At 62.8% G+C, this 20099-nt stretch carries 18 protein-coding genes; 13 read left to right on the forward strand and 5 right to left on the reverse strand.

Annotated elements, in window-relative coordinates; translation table 11 throughout:
• Nucleotides 1-99 precede the first annotated feature (99 nt).
• From BUB23_RS11200 to ugpB, 4 genes are all read right to left on the reverse strand, one after another.
• Entirely contained in the window at nucleotides 100-1185 is a 1086-nt protein-coding gene (locus tag BUB23_RS11200; protein WP_073103211.1) for a sn-glycerol-3-phosphate import ATP-binding protein UgpC, read from the reverse strand.
• Nucleotides 1186-1249: 64 nt separating this feature from the next.
• Nucleotides 1250-2092, reverse strand: a complete 843-nt coding sequence (ugpE, locus tag BUB23_RS11205; protein ID WP_073103212.1) for a sn-glycerol-3-phosphate ABC transporter permease UgpE — start codon at nucleotides 2090-2092, stop codon at nucleotides 1250-1252.
• 31 nt (nucleotides 2093-2123) lie between these two features.
• On the reverse strand, nucleotides 2124-3005 hold the full coding sequence (ugpA, locus tag BUB23_RS11210) for a sn-glycerol-3-phosphate ABC transporter permease UgpA (protein ID WP_073103213.1): 882 nt from the start codon (nucleotides 3003-3005) through the stop codon (nucleotides 2124-2126).
• 153 nt (nucleotides 3006-3158) lie between these two features.
• On the reverse strand, nucleotides 3159-4466 hold the full coding sequence (gene ugpB / locus BUB23_RS11215) for a sn-glycerol-3-phosphate ABC transporter substrate-binding protein UgpB (protein ID WP_073103214.1): 1308 nt from the start codon (nucleotides 4464-4466) through the stop codon (nucleotides 3159-3161).
• A gap of 166 nt (nucleotides 4467-4632) precedes the next feature.
• Here ugpB and proC point away from each other — a divergent pair, with 166 nt between their 5' ends.
• The 6 genes from proC (at nucleotide 4633) to BUB23_RS11245 (ending at nucleotide 10547) form a co-directional block, all read left to right on the forward strand.
• Nucleotides 4633-5466: a pyrroline-5-carboxylate reductase gene (gene proC / locus BUB23_RS11220; RefSeq protein WP_073103215.1), complete on the forward strand. Its 834-nt coding sequence runs from the start codon at nucleotides 4633-4635 to the stop codon at nucleotides 5464-5466.
• Between the two features lie 231 nt (nucleotides 5467-5697).
• Nucleotides 5698-6819 carry a high-affinity branched-chain amino acid ABC transporter substrate-binding protein gene (locus BUB23_RS11225; protein ID WP_073103216.1) on the forward strand — a complete coding sequence of 374 codons (1122 nt, stop codon included), beginning with the start codon at nucleotides 5698-5700 and terminating at the stop codon, nucleotides 6817-6819.
• A 106-nt stretch (nucleotides 6820-6925) separates the two neighbouring features.
• Nucleotides 6926-7852: a high-affinity branched-chain amino acid ABC transporter permease LivH gene (gene livH / locus BUB23_RS11230; protein ID WP_073103217.1), complete on the forward strand. Its 927-nt coding sequence runs from the start codon at nucleotides 6926-6928 to the stop codon at nucleotides 7850-7852.
• Nucleotides 7852-9081 (forward strand): high-affinity branched-chain amino acid ABC transporter permease LivM, encoded by a 1230-nt coding sequence (locus BUB23_RS11235; protein WP_073103218.1) that lies wholly within the window; start codon nucleotides 7852-7854, stop codon nucleotides 9079-9081. Before livH ends, BUB23_RS11235 begins: the two co-directional genes overlap by 1 nt.
• Nucleotides 9078-9845 (forward strand): high-affinity branched-chain amino acid ABC transporter ATP-binding protein LivG, encoded by a 768-nt coding sequence (gene livG / locus BUB23_RS11240; protein ID WP_073103219.1) that lies wholly within the window; start codon nucleotides 9078-9080, stop codon nucleotides 9843-9845. The genes BUB23_RS11235 and livG overlap by 4 nt, the downstream gene beginning before the upstream one ends.
• Entirely contained in the window at nucleotides 9846-10547 is a 702-nt protein-coding gene (locus BUB23_RS11245; protein ID WP_073103220.1) for an ABC transporter ATP-binding protein, read from the forward strand.
• A gap of 51 nt (nucleotides 10548-10598) precedes the next feature.
• Here BUB23_RS11245 and BUB23_RS11250 read toward each other — a convergent pair whose 3' ends face one another.
• Nucleotides 10599-12515: an alpha/beta hydrolase family protein gene (locus tag BUB23_RS11250; RefSeq protein WP_084135970.1), complete on the reverse strand. Its 1917-nt coding sequence runs from the start codon at nucleotides 12513-12515 to the stop codon at nucleotides 10599-10601.
• A gap of 95 nt (nucleotides 12516-12610) precedes the next feature.
• Here BUB23_RS11250 and BUB23_RS11255 point away from each other — a divergent pair, with 95 nt between their 5' ends.
• The 7 genes from BUB23_RS11255 (at nucleotide 12611) to BUB23_RS11285 (ending at nucleotide 20092) form a co-directional block, all read left to right on the forward strand.
• Nucleotides 12611-13594 carry a D-2-hydroxyacid dehydrogenase gene (locus tag BUB23_RS11255; protein WP_178372304.1) on the forward strand — a complete coding sequence of 328 codons (984 nt, stop codon included), beginning with the start codon at nucleotides 12611-12613 and terminating at the stop codon, nucleotides 13592-13594.
• A 77-nt stretch (nucleotides 13595-13671) separates the two neighbouring features.
• Entirely contained in the window at nucleotides 13672-14847 is a 1176-nt protein-coding gene (locus BUB23_RS11260; RefSeq protein WP_073103221.1) for a glycerate kinase, read from the forward strand.
• A complete protein-coding gene (locus tag BUB23_RS11265) occupies nucleotides 14844-15623 on the forward strand; it encodes an SDR family oxidoreductase (RefSeq protein ID WP_073103222.1) in 780 nt (259 codons plus the stop codon). Before BUB23_RS11260 ends, BUB23_RS11265 begins: the two co-directional genes overlap by 4 nt.
• A gap of 77 nt (nucleotides 15624-15700) precedes the next feature.
• Nucleotides 15701-16762, forward strand: coding sequence for a type I glyceraldehyde-3-phosphate dehydrogenase (locus BUB23_RS11270; protein WP_073103409.1), 1062 nt, complete (start codon nucleotides 15701-15703; stop codon nucleotides 16760-16762).
• 49 nt (nucleotides 16763-16811) lie between these two features.
• Complete coding sequence (fumC, locus tag BUB23_RS11275) at nucleotides 16812-18209, forward strand: class II fumarate hydratase (RefSeq protein ID WP_073103223.1); 1398 nt, start codon at nucleotides 16812-16814, stop codon at nucleotides 18207-18209.
• A 69-nt stretch (nucleotides 18210-18278) separates the two neighbouring features.
• A complete protein-coding gene (locus BUB23_RS11280) occupies nucleotides 18279-18683 on the forward strand; it encodes a DUF488 domain-containing protein (RefSeq protein ID WP_073103224.1) in 405 nt (134 codons plus the stop codon).
• Between the two features lie 38 nt (nucleotides 18684-18721).
• Entirely contained in the window at nucleotides 18722-20092 is a 1371-nt protein-coding gene (locus BUB23_RS11285; RefSeq protein ID WP_073103410.1) for an NfeD family protein, read from the forward strand.
• The last annotated feature ends 7 nt before the right edge of the window (nucleotides 20093-20099 follow it).

Below are 20099 nucleotides of genomic sequence, written 5' to 3' on the forward strand. Positions count from 1 at the left end.
CAGCGGCGTGTAAAGAACACTTCCACCACCGCAACAAGGGCGTGTAAAGGATACTTTCACCACCCGCGGCAGCGGCGTGTCAAGAAACCAGCAAAGGAACTAATCCTCTATCCGTTTGCCCGTTGCCGCATCGAACCAATGCAGCGCATGGACGCCGTCCGACCCCGCCTGTACCGTTTCCCCCAAGCGCAAAGGAAAATCCTTCGTCAAACCCACCGGGCAGCGCAGCACCACAGGCGTATCGCCATGGCGGCCGTGTATCAACTGCTCCGACCCAAGAATCTCCACCATCTCGACATCCAGCGGCAGCCCCGGCGCATGCAGCGCCATATGCTCCGGACGCATCCCCATGATCACCTTCCGGTTCGCCAAGGCGGCCGGGACCAAATCCGCGTCGATCTGCAGCGCTGCGCCGCGTTCGTCCTTGACCTGGCGCATGTCGTCGATCTGCACCGGAATCAGGTTCATCGGCGGCGAACCGATAAAGCTCGCCACAAAAATCGAGGCCGGCTTCTCGAACACCTCGATCGGCGTGCCTATCTGTTCCGATACCCCCTTGTTCATCACCACCATGCGCTGCGCCAGCGTCATGGCCTCCACCTGGTCGTGCGTCACATACAGGCTGGTGGTCCCCAGGCGGTGATGCAGCTTCTGGATTTCCAGGCGCATTTGCACACGCAGCTTGGCATCCAGATTGGACAAAGGCTCGTCAAACAGGAATACCTTGGGATCGCGCACGATGGCGCGGCCCATGGCGACGCGCTGGCGCTGGCCGCCCGACAACTGGCGGGGGCGCCGGTCGAGCAGCAGCGACAGTTCCAGAATCTTGGCCGCCTTGTCGACACGGCTCTGGATTTCCTGCTTGTCGAACTTGCGTATCTTCAGGCCATAGGCCATGTTCTCGAAGACCGTCATGTGCGGATAGAGCGCATAGTTCTGAAACACCATGGCGATATCGCGCTCCGCCGGCTCCAGCTTGTTGACGACCTTGCCGTCTATGCTGATTTCTCCGCTGGTGATGCTTTCGAGCCCCGCCACCATGCGCATCAGGGTCGACTTGCCGCAGCCCGAAGGACCGACAATAACAATGAACTCGCCGTCCGCAACGTCCATGTTGATGCCGTGTATCACGGCAATATCCCCTGGGTAGGTCTTGGTTACGTTGCGAAAACTGAGTGTAGCCATGTGCTTGATTCCAAATCGGTGCGCCGGCGGGCGGAATTAATATTGAATGCGTAGTGCGGGGCGCTTATTTTTCGGCGTCGACCAGGCCTTTCACAAACCATTTTTGCATGAGAATGACCACGGCCGCGGGCGGGATCATGGCCAGCAGGGCGGTGGCCATCACCAGGTTCCATTCGGTGACGCTGTCGCCGCCCGCGATCATGCGCTTGATGCCGATGACCACCGGATACATGTTTTCCTGCGTCGTCATGATGAGCGGCCACAGATACTGATTCCAGCCGTAAATGAACTGGATGACGAACAAGGCCGCGATGCTGGTGCGCGACAGGGGCAGCAGGACATCCTTGAAAAACCGCAAGGGGCCGGCGCCGTCTATGCGGGCGGCTTCGATCAATTCGTCGGGCACCGTAAGGAAGAACTGGCGGAACAGGAAAGTGGCCGTGGCCGAGGCGATCAGCGGCAGGGTCAGGCCGGCATAGCTGTTGAGCATGCCCAGGTCGGACACGACCTTGTAGGTCGGGACGATGCGGACTTCGACGGGCAGCATCAGCGTGACGAAGATCATCCAGAAAAAGAACATGCGGAAACGGAAGCGGAAATACACCACGGCGAAAGCCGACAGCATGGAAATGGCGATCTTGCCTACCGCGATGACCAGGGCCATGACCGTGCTGACCCACATCATGCGCGCCACGGGCGGGGTATTGGGGGCGCCGCCGAACAGCACCGCGCTGTAGTTTTCCAGGAAATGGCTGCCGGGCAGCAGCGACATCGGCGCCTGGGCGACTTCCTGGGCGGTTTGCGTCGAGGCGACCACCGTGACATAAAGCGGGAAGGCGATGATGGCCACCCCGATGATCAGGATGATGTGGGACAGGATATCCAGGTAGGGACGGCGTTCAATCATGTATGGCCTTGCCAGAGGTGGACGGGGTGTATCAGTAATTGACCTTGCGGTCGACATAGCGGAATTGCACGACGGTCAGCAGCACCACGATAGCCATCAGGATCACCGACTGGGCGGCCGAAGAGCCTATATCCAGCCCCTTGAAGCCCGCGTTATAGACCTTGTACACGAGTATCGACGTGCTGCTGCCGGGTCCGCCCTGCGTCATGATGTCGATCACGGCGAAGGTGTCGAAGAAGGCGTAGATCACGTTGACCACAAGCAAAAAGAAGGTGGTGGGCGACAGCAGCGGGAAAACAATGGTCCAGAAGCGGCGCAGGGGGCTGGCCCCGTCTATGGCGGCCGCTTCGATCAGCGAGCGGGGGATGGATTGCAAGCCCGCCAGGAAAAACAGGAAATTGTAGGAGATCTGCTTCCAGACCGAGGCCAGCACCACCAGGATCATGGCATCGTTGCCATCGAGCCGCGGGTTCCAGCCGACGCCGGCGCGCGTCAGGTATACCGCCAGTATGCCTACCGAAGGCGAGAACAGGAAGAGCCACAGCACGCCCGCCACCGCGGTCGCCACGGCGTAAGGCCAGATCAGCAGCGTCTTGTAGACGCCGGCGCCCCTGACCACCCGGTTGGCGATGACCGCCAGCAAGAGCGAAACCGTCAGCCCCAGCACGGCGACCAGCACGGAAAATACCGCGGTGACCTTGAATGAACTGACATAGTCCTCGTTGGCGAACAGCTCGGCGAAGTTGCTCAGCCCCACGAATTGCGAGGACAGCCCGAAGGGGTCCTCCAAGCGGAACGACTGCCACACGGCCTGGCCGGCGGGCAGAAAGAAGAACACAATCGTGATGGCCAATTGCGGCGCCAGCAGCAGATACGGTAGCGTTTTATGGCTGAAAACAACGCGCTTTTCCATGGGAGGAGAATCTTTTATTGCCGCCGCAGGCCGGAAAGGGATCCGGGCCGCTGGCTGGGGTTGGAAAAAAGGACGCCATTGTCGCATAAGCGAAAACCGTGAGGGGCGCCCCGCCTGCAAGGGCGCCGCTCACGGCGGCGATGCTATAGCGGCCTACTTGACGCTTTTTTCGAAGCGCTCCAGCAGTTCGTTGCCGCGCTTGACCATATTGGCCAGGCCGGCTTCAGGCGTGACCGAGCCGGAGAAGATCTTTTCCATTTCGCCGTCCTCGATGTCGCGGATTTGCGGCAGATAGCCCAGGCGCACGCCGCGCGAGTTCTCGGTGGTCGTCGCGTCAAGCTGCTTGACGGCCACGTCGGAGCCCGGGTTCTTGTCGTAGAAGCCCGACTTCTGGGTCAGGTCGTAGCCCGCCTTGGTGACCGGCACATAGCCGGTGCCCTGGTGCCACTCGGCGGCTTTTTCCGGACTGGACAGGAACTTGAAGAACTTGGTCACGCCTTTGTAGACTTCGGGCGATTTCTTGGTGAATACCCACAGGGACGCGCCGCCGATGATGGAGTTCTGGGGAGCGCCCTTGACGTCCGAGTAATAGGGCAGCGTGGATGTGCCGAACGCGAAATTGCCGGTCTTGATGATATTGGCGCGGTTGCCGCTGGAGCCCGTGAACATGGCGCACTTGCCGCCGGTGAAAAGCGAGTTCGGCGCATCGCCGCGGCCGCCGTAGGTGAAGGTGCCTTCCTTGGCCATCTTGGCCAGGAAGGTCATGTGGCGCAAGAACAGCGGCTGGGAGACTTCCAGGCGCGCATCCAGCCCGCCGAAGCCGTTGTCCTTGGAAGCGTAGGGCGTGTTGTGCCAGGCGCCGAAGGTTTCAAGCTGGATCCATGAGGGCCAGGAGGTCGTATAGCCGCATTCCAGGCCCGCCGCGCGCACCTTTTTGCCGACTTCGGCAACTTCTTCCCAGGTCTTGGGTGGTTTTTCCGGGTCGAGGCCGGCCTTCTTGAAGGCGTCCTTGTTGTAGTAGAAGACCGGTGTCGAGCTGTTGAAAGGCATGGACACCAGCTTGCCGTCGGGCGAGGAGTAATAGCTGGCCACGGCGCCCAGGAAGTCGGCCGGATCGATCGGGTCGCCGGCTTTTTCGGACATTTCCTGGATGGGCTGGATGGCGCCCTTGGCGTACATCATGGTGGCAGTGCCGACTTCGAACACCTGCAGGATGTCCGGCGCGTTGCCGGAGCGGAAGGCGGCAATGCCCGCGTTCATGGATTCGCCGTACGTGCCTTTGTAGATGGCGTGAACGACGTAGTCGGACTGGCTTTTATTGAATTCGCCGACCAGCGAATTGACGCGGTCGCCCAAAGCGCCTTCCATCGAATGCCAGAAATTGATGTCGGTGGCGGCATTGGCGGTTCCCAGGCCGGCGATGACGCCGGCAAGGGATAATGCAAAAAGCTTTGTTCGCATGAGGTTTTCTCCTGAAGTTGCCCGGTCTGCTGATGCCTGTGACCAAGTTCGTTTGGTAGTCTATGACACGTTCATGACATTGGCGTGACTGTAACGACAATCAAGGCCGGCGGTCAATTCAAATATACCCGCGATAAAATGATGAAAATCGTACAATACTGACCCTATGACTAAAGAACTCACTATTGCATTCATCGGCGGCGGCAATATGGCCACCGCCTTGGGGGCGGGCCTGATCGGCAAGCGCTGCGGCGCTCACGATGTGCATGTCGTCGATACCAACGCCCCCGTACTGGAACGCTGGAAGCAGCAGGGCACTTCTGTCGCGCAGCGGCCGGATGAAACGCTGGCCACCAGGCGCGTCTGGATTTTCGCCGTCAAGCCCCAGTACATGAAGCAGGCAGTGCAGAGCTGCCGCCCCTATCTGCGCGACGACACGCTGGTAATCAGCATCGCCGCGGGCATCTCGAGCGCCACCCTGGGCGAATGGCTGGGCGCTCCCGGGCAGCCCTGGACCCGCCTGATCCGCTGCATGCCCAATACGCCCGCGCTTATCGGCGCGGGCGCCAGCGGCCTGATGGCCGGGCAGGGGGTCTCCGAGGACGACAAGATGGTGGCGCAGCAATTGATGCGCGCCGTCGGCGAAGTGGTGTGGGTAGGCAGCGACCACGAAATCGATGTGGTGACCTCTTTGTCGGGCAGCGGCCCGGCTTATGTGTTCCTGTTCATCGACGCCCTGATACAGGGAGGGGTCAGGCAAGGCCTTTCCGAAGACCAGGCGCGCACCCTGGCCCTGGCCACGCTGAACGGCGCCACGCAACTGGCGGCCTTGTCGCACGAGAGCCTTGCCGTCCTGCGCGAACGCGTCACCTCCACGGGCGGCACGACCGCCGCGGCCCTGGCCGTGTTCGAAGACAGGCAGTTCTTCGACATCGTCCAGGCGGCCATGCAGGCCGCCGCGGACCGCGCCGCCGAACTGTCGGTCGAGTCTTCGCTATGATCCGCGCCGCGCCGATGCCTTGCGCCCGCGTGACGGGATGGCAGATGCGCGTGCGCGCGCGCAACTAAATAGCCGCTGTAAGGGCTTATCCGTAGTGACAGCAAGTCAGTGTGTGGTCAGAATACGCTAGCCGTTCGAGGCGGAAGCTAAACATCATGGCTCGCCGTAACAGAGTATTCGAGTTCGTAACATGAATTCGGTTGCGGCAGGCTTAACCGGAGATCTGTAGGCATGAAGTTCCTAAAAAGCGTATCACCCTTGGTGGTGGCCATTAGCGCCATGGCATTTGCAGGCGGCGCCTCTGCCGCCGATACCATCAAAATAGGCATCCCTCAACCCATGACCGGCCCCGCCACCCAGTACGGCGATCAGATCCAGGCCGGCGCGCTCACCGCTATCGAAGCGATCAACGCCGCGGGCGGCGTCAAGGGCCAAAAGCTCGAGCCTTTGCTGATCGATGATGGCTGCGAGCCCAAGCAGGCCGTGCCGGCCGCCAACCGGGTCATCAATTCGGGCGCGAAGTTCGCCGTGGCTCATGCCTGCTCGGGCACCACCGTTCCCGCCGTGAACGTATACGAACAGGAAGGCATCGTCGCCATTACCCCGGGGGCCACCTCGCCGCTGGTGACCGACACCATCAAGCCGCATTTTTTCTTCCGCACCATCGGCCGTGACGACCAGCAGGGTCCTTTCGCCGCCGGCTACATCGCCAAGGAGCTCAAGCCCAAGACCGTCGCCATTCTGCACGACAAGCAGACCTATGGCTCGGGCATCGCCAGCCAGGTGCGCGATACCCTGGCCAAAGACAAAATCAATGTCGGCCTGTTCGAAGGCATCAATGTCGGCGACAGCGACTACTCGGCGGTCATCACCAAGCTCAAATCGCTCAATCCCGACCTGATCTATTTCGGCGGCTACCATGCCGAACTCGGGCTGCTGCTGCGCCAGGCGCGCGAACAAGGCCTCAAGACGCAGTTCATGGGCCCTGAAGGCGTGGCCAACAAGGATCTCCTGGCCATTGCCGGTCCGGCCATCGAAGGCCTGCTGGTTACATTGCCGGCCGACTTCACCAAGCTGCCCGGCAATGAGAAAGTCCTCGAGAATTTCAAGACGGCCAAGCGCAGCCCGGACGGCGCCTTCACCATGCCTGCCTACGCGGCCGTGCAGATCCTGGCCGACAGCATCAACGCCGTGGGCGCCGATCCTGTCAAAGTCGCCGACTACATGCACGCCAATGCGTTCAACACCGCCATCGGCAAAGTCGAATACGATGCCAAGGGCGACCTGAAGAAGTTCGAATTCGCCGTCTTCAAATGGGACAAGGCCGGCAACATGGAGCAGCTCAAGTTCTAATCGCAGCACTGCGTGCTCCAGCCTTCGCAGGCTGGAGCATTTCTTTTTTCCTCGGTCAGCTTGCTGTGTGCCACGTCCCAGGCTGACGCACCGGAATACCCGCTTTATGTCTGAGCTCATACCCCAACTTACGCAACAGCTCTTCAACGGCTTGTCGCTAGGCGCCATCTACGCGCTCATCGCCATCGGCTACACAATGGTCTATGGCATCATCGGCATGATCAACTTCGCGCACGGTGAGATTTACATGATCGGGGCCTATGTGGGCCTGGTCACCCTTTCGGCCATCGGCGTCAACAGCGGCCTGCCTTTGCCCATGATCATTCTGATCATGCTGGTCATCGCCGTGCTGGTCACCGGCGTATACGGCTATGCGATCGAAAAAGTGGCTTATGCGCCGCTGCGCGGCGGCCCGCGCCTGGTGCCGCTGATCTCCGCCATCGGCATGTCCATCTTCCTGCAGAACTGGGTAGCCATAGGCCAGGGCGCCCGCGACATGGCGGTGCCGGCGCTGGTGACCGGCTCGGTGCAGTTCCAGCTGGGCAGCGATTTCGTCATTACGGCGCCGTATTCCCGCATCATGATCATCGTGGTGACGGTATTGCTCATGATCGCGCTGACCTTGTTCATCAAGTATTCCCGCATGGGCCGCGCGTCGCGCGCATGCTCGCAGGACCTGCACATGGCCAATCTGCTGGGCATAGACACCAACCGCATTATCTCGTTTACCTTCATCATAGGCGCCATGCTGGCGGCGGTGGGCGGGGTGCTGATCGCCCTGGCCATAGGCAAGCTCAATCCCTTCATCGGCTTCCTGGCGGGCATCAAGGCCTTTACCGCGGCGGTGCTGGGCGGGATAGGCAGCATCCCGGGCGCCATGCTGGGCGGCGTACTGCTGGGCCTGGCCGAAACCTTCGCCGCCGCCTATATCTCGTCGCAGTACAAGGATATCGTCGCCTTCGGCCTGTTGGTGTTCATCCTGCTGTTCCGCCCGACCGGCCTGCTTGGCAAACCCGAAGTGGAAAAAGTGTAATGGGTAACAATGTCAAAAACGCGCTTATCGCCGCCTTCATGGCCGGCGTCATCATCGCGCCCGTCTTCGGTCTGCAAATCGTCCGCCAGGGCATGCAGACCCACCTGGAACCAGAATGGGACGTCATCGCGGCCGGCGTGGCCATTGTGTTCGTGTTCCAGCTCCTCGTCCGTCCTTTCTTTGCCCGCCTGTTCGCAAAAAAAGCCGTCAAGCGGGCCCTGCCGGTGCTGTCCGATTCCGCCAGGCGCGGAATGATACTGCTGCTGGTGGCCATCGCCGTCATTTTCCCCTTCTTCACCGGCCGCGCGCAGGTGGACATCGCCACGCTCGTGCTGATCTACATCATGCTGGGTCTGGGCCTGAATATCGTGGTGGGCTTCGCCGGCCTGCTGGACTTGGGCTTCGTGGGTTTCTACGCCGTGGGCGCCTATACCTACGCCTTGCTCTATCACTGGGCGGGCTGGGGCTTCTGGCAGGCCTTGCCCCTGGCGGGCGCCATGTCGGCGCTATTCGGCTTCGTGCTGGGCTTTCCGGTGCTGCGCCTGCGCGGCGACTACCTGGCCATCGTCACCCTGGGCTTTGGCGAAATCATACGCCTGCTGCTCATCAACCTGTACTCTTTCACCGGCGGCCCGGACGGCATTTCCGGCATTCCCAAGCCCACGGTATTCGGCTTTCCCATGGCCAGGCGGGCGGCCGAAGGCCAGACGACCTTCCATCAACTGGTAGGCTGGGACTTCTCCAATCAGGACATCATCGTGTTCCTCTACCTGATGGCGCTGTGCCTGGCTTTGCTGGCCCTGTTCGTGTCCAACCGGGTGATACGCATGCCCATAGGCCGCGCCTGGGAAGCCCTGCGCGAGGATGAAATCGCCTGCCGTTCGCTGGGGCTGAACCCCACGCGCATCAAGCTGTCGGCCTTCACCATGGGAGCCATGTTCGCGGGGCTGGGCGGGGCGTTCTTCGCCGCGCGCCAGGGGCTGGTCAACCCCGAGTCCTTCACCTTCATGGAATCGGCCCTGATCCTGGCCATAGTCGTGCTCGGCGGCATGGGTTCGCAGGTCGGCGTCATCCTGGCGGCCATCGTGCTGACTGTCGTGCCGGAAATCGCGCGTGAATTCGCCGAGTACCGGATGTTGATTTTTGGATTGGTCATGGTCTTGATGATGATGTGGCGCCCGCAAGGACTGCTGCCCGTCAAGCGTCCGCACGTGGAGCTGAAAGCATGAGCGAGGTATTGCTTAAGGTGTCCGACCTCACCATGCGCTTCGGCGGCCTGCTGGCCGTCGATCAGGTCGCGTTCGAGGTCATGCGCGATGAAGTCTTCGCCATCATCGGCCCCAACGGCGCCGGCAAGACGACAGTGTTCAACTGCGTCGGCGGCTTCTACAAGCCTTCATCGGGCTCCATCCTGATGGATGGCAAGACCATCAATGGCCTGCCCAGCCATAAAGTCGCCCAGCAGGGCCTGGTGCGCACTTTCCAGAACGTGCGCCTGTTCAAGCACCTTACGGTGCTGGAAAACCTGCTGGTGGCGCAGCATACCCATATCCAGACGGGCCTGTTGCAAGGGCTGCTCAAGCTGCCGTCCTACCGCAAGTCGGAAGACGAGGCCCTGCAGCGCGCCGGCGACTGGCTCGATTTCATGGATATCCGGCAGTACGCCAACCGCGAAGCGGGCAACCTCGCCTACGGCCACCAGCGCCGCCTGGAAATCGCGCGCTGCATGATTACCAAGCCGCGCCTGCTGATGCTGGACGAGCCCGCCGCCGGCCTCAACCCGCAGGAAAAACGCGATCTGCAGAAGCTGATCGACCAGTTGCGCAAAGAGTTCGACGTGGCGGTATTGCTGATCGAACACGATATGAGCCTGGTCATGGGCGTATCGGACCGCATCATGGTCATGGAGCACGGCAAGCCCATCACCACAGGGCTGCCGGCCGAAGTCCGGGTCGACCCTCGCGTCATCAAAGCTTATCTGGGGGAAGAATAAGTGCTCAAGCTCCAAAACGTACATACATACTATGGTGCAATCCAGGCGCTCAACGATGTTTCGGTCGAGGTCAACAAGGGCGAGATCGTCACCCTGATCGGCGCCAATGGCGCGGGCAAGACCACGCTGCTCATGACCGTCTGCGGGTCGCCGCGCGCGCGCAGCGGCACGGTGTCCTTCGAGGGCGAGGACATCACCCAGGCCCAGACCCACACCATCATGCGCCGCGGCATCGCGATCTCGCCGGAAGGGCGGCGCGTTTTTCCCGACCTTACCGTGGCCGAAAACCTGAAGATGGGCGGCTTTTTCCTGGGCTCGCGCGAGATCGAGGAGGGCCTCGCCCATGTATATACCTTGTTCCCACGCCTGAAGGAACGCGCCAACCAGCGCGCCGGAACCATGTCCGGCGGCGAACAGCAGATGCTGGCCATCGGGCGGGCCCTGATGACCAAGCCGAAATTGCTGCTGCTGGATGAGCCCACGCTGGGCCTGGCCCCGCTCATCATCACGCAGATTTTCGATATCATCCGCACGATACGCGAGCAGGGCGTCACGGTGTTCCTGGTCGAGCAGAACGCCAACAAGGCCTTGCAGGTGGCCGATCGCGGCTATGTGCTGGAAACCGGCAAAGTCGTCCTGGCCGATACCGGCGCCAATTTGCTGGTCAATGACCAGGTGCGCCAGGCCTACCTGGGCGCCTGACCGGCCCTCTGCCCAGGATCAGCCTGCGCCTTGAGCGCGGCCTGGACGCCGTCAGGGGTTCAGGTGCCGCCTGAGGAAGGCCTCCATGCTTTCGTAGAATTCGAATTTGTTTTCATCGTTATGGAAGCCGTGGCCTTCGTTGTCCTTGACCATGTATTCCACGGCCACGCCGCGCGAGCGCAGCGCCGCCACCATCTGGTCGCTTTCATCTTTATTGACGCGCGGGTCGTGGGCGCCTTGCGCAATGAACAAAGGCGTTCTGATCTCGCCGGCGTTCAAGGCCGGGGACGTGGCCACCAGGCGTTCATGGTCGGCGGCGGGGTCCCCCACCATGCTGTGCATCTTCGTGAGCATGGGCTTCCAGTATGGCGGAATGGTGTTCATGAACGTGAGCAGGTTCGAAACCCCCACGTAATCCACCGCCGCCGCATACAGGTCCGGTGTATAGGCAATGCCGGCCAGGGTCGCGTAGCCGCCGTAGCTGCCGCCATAGATGGCGATGCGGCCGGGGTCGGCGATGCCTTGCCCGATCAGCCAATGGACGCCGTCGGTGATGTCGTCCTGCATGCCCAGGCCCCATTGGCCGAAGCCGGCTTCCCAGAATTTTCGCCCGTAGCCGGTGGAGCCGCGGAAATTCATTTGCAGGACGGCATAGCCGCGGTTGGCCAGGAACTGGGCTTCAGGGTTGAAGCCCCAGCCGTCGCGCAGCCATGGCCCGCCATGGGGGTTGACGATGCACGGCAGGTTCCTGGGGCTGCGGCCCACGGGCAGGGTGAGGTAGCCGTGTATGGTCAGCCCGTCGCGCGACAGGTACTGGATCGGCCGCATCGGCGCCATATCCTGTTCGGGCAGCGCCGGGTTGATATCGGCCAGCTTGTCCAGCGTATTGGCGAGGGCGTCATAGATATAGCGGCTGCCGGGTGTGCGGTCGCTATAGGAAGCGACGATGAATTTGCTTTCGTCGCGCGTGCCGCTTTGCAGGGAAATCTCGTAGCCCGGGAGCTTTTCCGAGACGCGCGCCAGGCGTTGCGCGCTGACGTCGTCGAAGAATTGGTACTTGATCTTGTCGGTCTGGTACACCGCTACGGTCAGCACCTGGCGCAGGCGCGAATAGCCCGCCCCGTCCAGGTCGACGCCTTGCGCCTCGAAGACCAGTTGCTCAAGGTCTGGCTGCGCCGGGTCGATGATGACCAGGGCCAGGCAATCGCGCCCGCGGTTGCTCAGCGCGTAGAATTTCCGGTTGTCGAAAGTGAAGAATTCGGGGCTTACGACGCTGCGGAAGTCGGTGGTGATGATAGGCCGGAAGTCCTCGGACTCGCTGTCCCGATACAGCAGGGTGCTGTGCAGCCCATCGCTGGCCACGCCGGCGCGCACCCGGCCCTGATGGTCGGTTTGCCAGCCCACGATATTGCCCGGGTTCTCGGCAACCAGGGTCAGCGACCCGGTATGAATGTTGGCGCGGTAGACGTCGAAGACTTCGGGGTTGCGCTGGTTGTGGCTGACCAGGACATGGTCGGGGTCGTCCTGCAGATCGTCCTCGATGCTGGCGCGCACGCCTTGAAACGGCGTCAGATCGGTAAGTTTCCCGCTTGCGGCATCGACGGCCAGCACATGGAAGTTCTCGTCGCCGTTGAAGTCTTTTTCGTAGATGATGGTGCTGGAGCCTTTCCAGAAGTACTGGCTGATATCGCGGTCGCTTTCCTGCGTCAGCCGGCGCGGCTGCCCGACGGGAGTGCTGCCTTGCAATGTTTGCACAAATACATTCATGCGCGGCGCCAGCCCATTGACGCTGCTGGGCTCCATGAAGCCCAGCATGGACCCGTCGTCGGCCAGGCGGAAGAAGCCGCGATCGGGATTGCGGAAAAAGTCCTGCACTGGGTAAATTCTGGGCGCATGGCCTACCGCCGGGGCGGCGGCGATCAGGGAGCCGGTGTCTGGAAGAAGGCGGGCCAGTCTGTCTATAAACATGTATGGAAATCCTGTGGCGTGGGCTGCTATTGAATCTATTACTATATAGGATAGGCCGCTGCGTCGGCCATTGCCTATTCGAAAAAGGATGTCTTATGGCCGAGCGCCCCCTGCAAGTTGTTTTTCTGGACCGGGAAACCATTTCTCCGCAAACGGTATTGCGGCCCCTGTCGTTCCAGCACGAACTCAAAGTCTATGGGCGCACCAGCCGCGACCAGGTGGCGGAACGCATCGCCGATGCCGATATCGTCATCACCAACAAGGTGCCCCTGCGCCCGGAAGCCCTGGAACAGGCCCGCCAGCTGAAGATGGTGGCGGTGGCGGCCACCGGCACCGACAATGTCGATCTGGCGGCATGCGCCGCCAAGGGCATCGTGGTGTCCAACATACGCGGTTATGCGGTGCATACCGTGCCCGAGCACGTCTTCGCGCTGATATTCGCCCTGCGCCGCAGCATCGTGGCGTATAGGGAGTCGGTCAAGGCGGGGCGCTGGTACGACGCCCAGCAGTTCTGTTATTTCGATTATCCCATCAAGGACCTGGCCGGCTCGACGCTGGGCATAGTGGGCGAAGGCACGCTGGGCCAGGCCGTGGCCGCCATTGGCCGCGCCCTGGGCATGCGCGTTCTGTTCGCCGCGCGCAAAGGGGCCAAGAAGCCCGGCAGCCTGTATACGCCCTTCGAGCAGATGCTTGCCGAAAGCGATGTCATTACGCTGCACTGCCCGCTCAACGAACAAACACGCGACCTGATCGACGCGGCGGAATTTGCGCTGATGAAGCGCAAGCCGATACTGATCAATACCGCCCGCGGCGGCCTGGTCAACGAGCCGGCGCTGGCCCAGGCCCTGCGCAATGGCCAGATCGGCGGCGCGGGTTTCGACGTGGCGACGCCCGAACCGCCCGATAACCAGAATCTCCTGATACAGCTTCTGGATATGCCCAATTTCATCCTCACGCCGCATGTGGCCTGGGCCAGCGACGTAGCGGTGCAGGCGCTGGCGGACCAGCTCATCGACAATATCGAAGCCTATAAGCAGGGCTCGCCGCGCAATGTCGTGGCCCCGCCCACAACGGCGTAATCGGCGGCTGCGGAAAGTTTTGTGCCGGCGGGCCGCCGGCGGTTTCAACATTCAAGCGTTTTCGAGGTTGTATCAATATGCGTGTCGTGATTGCCCCTGATTCCTTCAAGGAAAGTTTGAGCGCGGATGGCGTGGCGCAGGCGATCGCCCGCGGCGTGCGCGACGCCATGCCCGAGGCTGATGTCGCCTGCGTGCCCATGGCCGATGGCGGCGAAGGTTCGCTGGACGCGGTGCTTGCCGCCACCGGCGGCGAGCGGCGCCAGGCCCGCGTGCAAAATGCCAATGACCAAGCCTGCGAGGCCAGCTGGGCCTGGCTGGGCGATGGCAGGGCCTTCATAGAAATGGCGGCCGCGGCCGGGCTGGAGCAGATCCCGGCGGCGCAGCGCAGGCCATTGCAGGCGACCAGCTACGGTGTGGGCCAGCTGATACGGCAGGCGCTGGACGCCGGCGCCCATCACATTGTGCTGGGCCTGGGCGGCAGCGCCAGCAACGACGCGGGCGCCGGGCTGCTGCAGGCGCTGGGCGCGAGCCTGCTGGATGCCGCGGGCGCCGAACTGCCCCTGGGCGGCGCGGCGTTGAGGCAATTGGCCCGGATCTCGCTCGACGGCCTGGACGCGCGCCTGAAACATGCAAGCTTTGAAATCGCCGTCGATGTGGACAACCCTCTGTGCGGCCCGCGCGGCGCTTCGGCGATCTTCGGACCGCAAAAAGGCGCATCCGCCGACGACGTGGCCGTGCTGGACGCCGCGCTGGCGCATTTCGCCCAAGTCTGCGCGCAACAGCTGCACAAGGACGAACAAAACCTTCCCGGCATGGGCGCCGCCGGCGGCCTGGGCTTTGCGGTCAAGACCTGCTTTGACGCCAGTTTCAGGCCGGGCGTCGAACTCATCGCCGAACTCTCCGGCCTGGCCGGCGCCATGGACGGCGCCGATCTGGTGTTCACCGGCGAGGGCCGCATGGACGCGCAGACCTTGCTGGGCAAGACGCCGGCGGGCGTGGCCAAATACGCGCGCCAGCGCGGCATTCCGGTCATCGCCATCGTAGGGTCCCTGGGCGAGGGCTACGAAGCCCTTTACGCGGCGGGCATCACGGCCGCCTTCAGCCTGGCGCCCGGCCCCCTCACGCTGGAGCAGGCGTGCAGCAGGGCGCCTGAATACCTGCGCCAGCGGGCGGGGGACTGCACCCGGGTGTGGCTGGCCGGCCGCCAGTCCAGCGTGGCGGCGCCCGCCGCGCTGGAAATGGAACGCCGATGAGTGCCTGCGCCGCGCCTGACTTCTCCTTGCGGGGCAAGCTCGCCCTGATCACCGGTTCGACGCAGGGGCTGGGGCTGGCCATCGCCCAGGCCTATGCCGCCAGCGGCGCGCGGGTCGTCATCAATGGACGCCGCGCCGACAAGGTCGAGCAGGTGGTGGGCGGGCTGGCCGCGCAAGGCTATGGCGCGCACGCCTATGCGCAGGACATAAGCCATTTGCCGGAGCAGGAAGCGGCGTTCGGCCGTTTGTGCGAGGACGTCGGCACCCCGGATATCCTGGTCAACAATGTCGGAATCCGCATCCGCAAGTCCCTGGCCCAGGCGTCGCTCGACGAAATCCTCGAACTCATCAAGGTGGACCTGGTCGCGGCCGTTCAATTGTCCCGGCTGGCCGCGGGCGCCATGGCCGGCAAGGGCATCCACGGCCGCATCATTACCCTGACCTCGATAGCCGGCGAGCTGGCCCGCCCCGGCGATGCCGTCTACCCGATCGCCAAGCAGGGCTTGAGCGGCATGATACGCGCCCTGGCGGTCGAATATGGCCCTTGCGGCATTACCAGCAACGGCATCGCCCCCGGCACTTTCGCCACTGAAACCAATGCCAGCCTGGCCGCCGATCCCGTCAGGGGCCCGATAGTCATAGGCCGCAATCCGCTGGCCCGCTGGGGGCGGCCGGACGAAATCGCCGGCGCCGCGGTTTTCCTGGCTTCGCCCAGCGCTTCCTACGTCAACGGCCACATCCTGGTCGTGGACGGCGGATTTTCCGTCGCCTTCTGAAGCGCCGCGCGCCGCCGGGCGCGGCGCCGGGCCGGCAGAACGTAGTACAGTTATTGATTTTTGAAGAGCGCATTTCCATGAGCCGTCCCATTCGTCTTGCCATCAACGGCTATGGCCGCATTGGCCGTTGTGTTTTGCGGGCGCTTTACGAGTCTCCCCTGAAAGACCGTTTCCAGATCGTAGCCATCAACGAGCCCGCCGACCTGGCGACCATGGCCTATCTGTCGCAGTTCGATTCCACCCACGGCGTGTTTCCCGGCAAGGTGGAGCAGGGCGCCGACTGCCTGGTCGTCAACGGCAAGGATATCCGGGTCAGCCATGCGCGCACCCCCGAAGAGGTGGATTGGCGCAGCCTGGGCATCGACATATTGCTTGAATGCTCGGGCCAATACGGCGCCCGCGATGAGATCCAGCGTTTCATCGATGCCGGCTGTCCGCGGGTGCTGGTGTCGCAGCCGGGCAGAAGCGCCCAGGATGTCGATTTCACGGTGGTCTTCGGCATCAACCACGAGGGACTGTCGGGCGGGGAAAGCATCGTGTCGAACGCCTCCTGCACCACGAATGCCATCGTGCCGGTGCTCTCGGCCCTGGACGACGCTTACGGCATCGATCATGCTTTCCTGACGACACTGCATTCGGTCATGAACGACCAGCCTCTTCTTGACGGCTACCATCATGCGGATTTGCGCCGCACGCGCTCGGCCATGCAGTCCATCGTTCCCGTGGCCACCGGCCTGGCGCAAGGCGTGGAGCGGCTTCTGCCGCAATTGGCCGGCAAGGTCCAGGCCAAGGCCATACGCGTGCCCATATTGAACGTATCGGCGATAGACTTGATGGTCAAGCTAGGGCGCGACATCGCCGCGCCGGAACTCAATGCGCTGCTGATGGAGTCCACCAACCGCTATCCCGGCCTGCTTGCCTATTCCAACAATCCCCACGCGTCGGTGGATTTCAACCACAACCCCCATTCGGCGATTATCGACGGCAGCCAGACGCGCACCAATGGCGACGGCTTCGCGAACCTGTTTGTCTGGTTCGACAATGAATGGGGCTTTGCCAACCGGATGCTGGATGTCGCCGGCGTATGGTCGGAACGCTTTCAGGGTTTGCTGCCGGCACGGCGGGAAGGGTATAGTTGAAAGTCTGTAGATACCAAGCTTTCAATCAATTCAGCATAAGGAGTGCATGATGGCGGCAACCCGCAAAGAAACCGATTCCATGGGCGAAATCGACGTCCCGGCTTCACGATACTGGGGGGCGCAGACCCAGCGCTCGATCGAGAATTTCCCGATAGGGGTCGCGCGTTTCAAATGGCAGCCGCCCATCATTGCCGCCCTGGGCATACTGAAGAAAGCCGCGGCCCAGGCCAATGCCGAGCTGGGCGAGCTGCCCGCCGATATCGCCGACCTGGTCGTCAAGGCGGCCGACGAGGTCATAGACGGCAGGCTCGATGACGAATTTCCGCTGGTGGTCTTCCAGACGGGCTCGGGCACGCAGTCCAACATGAACGCCAACGAAGTCATCGCCAATCGCGCCATAGAACTGGCGGGCGGCGAACGCGGCAGCAAGAAGCCGGTGCATCCCAATGACCACGTCAATCGCGGCCAGTCTTCCAACGACACCTTTCCCACGGCCATGCATATCGCCGTGGCCCAGGAGCTGGCCCGCAAGCTCTTCCCCTCGGTAGGCAAGCTGCGCCATACCCTGGCGGGCAAGGCCGAACAATTCGACGGCATCGTCAAGACGGGCCGCACGCACTTGCAGGACGCCACCCCGATCACGCTGGGCCAGGAAATCGGCGGCTGGGTGGCGCAAATCGACTTCGCGCTGGACGGCATCCAGTCGGATCTGCCCGGCATCTATGACCTGGCCATAGGCGGGACGGCGGTGGGCACGGGCCTGAATTCCCATCCGCGCTTCGGCGATACGGCGGCCGGCCGCATTGCGCAGATCACCGGCCTGCCGTTCCGTTCGGCGGACAACAAGTTCTTCGCCTTGTCGGCGCATGATGCGCTGGTCAATTTGTCCGCCTCGCTGCGCACGCTGGCGGGCGCGCTGATGAAAATGGCCAACGATGTGCGCTGGCTGGCCAGCGGACCGCGCTGCGGCATAGGCGAACTGGCCATACCCGACAATGAGCCGGGGTCGTCCATCATGCCGGGCAAGGTGAACCCGACCCAGTGCGAGGCCATGACCATGGTCTGCGTGCAGGTGTTCGGCAACGACGCGGCGACGGCATTCGCCGGCACGCAGGGCAACTTCCAGCTCAATGTCTACAAGCCCGTCATGGTCCACAATGTGCTGGAAAGCATAGAGCTGCTCAGCGATGCCTGCCTGGCGTTCAATGATCATTGCGCCGTGGGCATCGAACCGAACCGCGAACGCATCGCCGAGAATCTTGAAAAGAACCTGATGCTGGTGACGGCGCTGAATCGCCATATCGGCTACGACAAGGCGGCCGCCATTGCCAAGAAGGCGCAAAAAGAGCAAACCACCTTGCGCGCGGCGGCCCTGGCCCTTGGGCATGTCACCGCCGAGCAGTATGATGCCTGGATAGTGCCTATCGATATGACCCATCCAGGCTAGGGCGGCCGTCGATATGGCGTAGCCGGGCGGGCGTGCGGATCACGCCCGCGTTACAGGGGGATTGCCACCATGACTTCTCATGCCAGATCGCCGGCGGCCCGCAGCAAGGCAAAGCCGCCGCATGTCCGGATAAAGCGGGCTTACGACGCGGCCGAGCCTGGCGACGGCTACCGCGTTTTTGTGGACAGGCTGTGGCCGCGCGGCGTGGCCAAGCAGGATCTCGAATTCGACGAGTGGAACAAGGATCTCGCTCCCAGCCCGCCCTTGCGCGCCTGGTTCGGGCATAAAGTCGCAAACTGGGATCATTTCCGCGCAAGCTATCGATCGGAGCTGCACGCGCCCGAACAGCGGCAGCGCATGCGCGAGCTGATCGCCGCGGCGGACGGCAAGCCCATCACCCTCGTGTACGCCGCCAAAGACGCCGAACATAATCATGCCTTGATCTTGGCGGCGGAAATAAACAGCCTATACTGAAACGCATCACGGGCTTGTTCCTCTTCAAGGAGGCCGACATGAGCAGGACTGGATTGATTGCTTGCGGCATGCTGCTGGGCATCCTGGCTTTTGCGGGGCCGGCGCCCAGCCCGGCCATGGCCGCGGCGCCCAAAGCCGTAGTGCTTCAGGTGGATGGTATCATCAGCCCCGCCACGTCGGACTTCATCGCCCGCGGCCTGGCGCAGGCCGCGCAGGAGGACGCCATGCTGGCCGTCATCGAGCTGGACACGCCGGGCGGCCTGGATACCTCCATGCGCTCCATCATCCGCCAGATACTCGCTTCGCCGGTTCCGGTGGCCACTTTCGTGAGCCCGGGAGGCGCCCGCGCGGCCAGCGCCGGCACATTCATCCTGTACGCCAGCCACATCGCCGCGATGACGCCAGCCAGCAACCTGGGCGCGGCCTCGCCGGTTTCCATAGGCATGCCGGGTTCGGGCGCGGGCGACAAGCCCGACGCGCAAGCGGACAAGAAAACCGCCGGCGACACCATGAGCCATAAAGTCACCAACGATGCCGCCGCGTATATCCGCAGCCTGGCGCAGCTGCGCGGGCGCAATGCGGATTTCGCGGAAAAGGCGGTGCTCGAGGCCAGCAGCCTGTCGGCCCAGGAGGCGCTGAAGGCCGGCGCGATCGACCTCGTCGCGGCCAATGTGCAGGAGTTGCTGCAGAAGGTGGACGGCAGGACGGTCAAGCTGGACAGCGGCAAGACCGTCCGCCTGGAAACCGCCGATGCCACCATCGTCCATCTGGTGCCCGATTGGCGCAACCAGGTCCTGGCCTTGCTGGCCAATCCGCAAATCGCGCTGATATTGATGATGGTGGGCATCTACGGCCTGTTCTTCGAGCTCACCAGCCCGGGCATCGCCTTGCCGGGCGTGGCGGGGCTCATCTGCCTGCTGCTGGGGCTCTACGCTTTCCAGATGCTGCCGGTCAACTGGGCGGGGGTGGCGCTCATCGCCGCCGGCGCCGCCATGATGATAGGCGAAGCCTTTCTGCCCAGCTTCGGGGTGCTTGGAATAGGGGGGATTATCGCCTTTGTGCTGGGCGGCCTGTTCCTGACCGACACCGGCATACCGGAGTTCGACCTGTCCATTCCTTTCGTGATCGGCCTGGCCGTCGCCAGCGCCGCCCTGATCATGCTGATAGGCGCGATGGCGGCACGCGCGCACAAGAGCAAGGTGGTCAGCGGCCGCGAAGAAATGCCGGGCATGGAAGGGGTGGTGACCAGCGCGGTCGACGGCATGGTATATGCCGAGCTGCACGGCGAAAGCTGGCGGGTGCGCTGCAATGAACCCTTGTCGCCGGGGGACAGGGTCAGGGTGGTGGCCATGGACGGCCTGACTTTGCAAGTGACCCGCGCCGGCCCGGCCGCCGCGATTCGACATTAACAAAGGG

Source organism: Pollutimonas bauzanensis (genome assembly GCF_900129885.1).
In the GTDB taxonomy this organism is placed as follows: domain Bacteria; phylum Pseudomonadota; class Gammaproteobacteria; order Burkholderiales; family Burkholderiaceae_B; genus Pollutimonas; species Pollutimonas bauzanensis.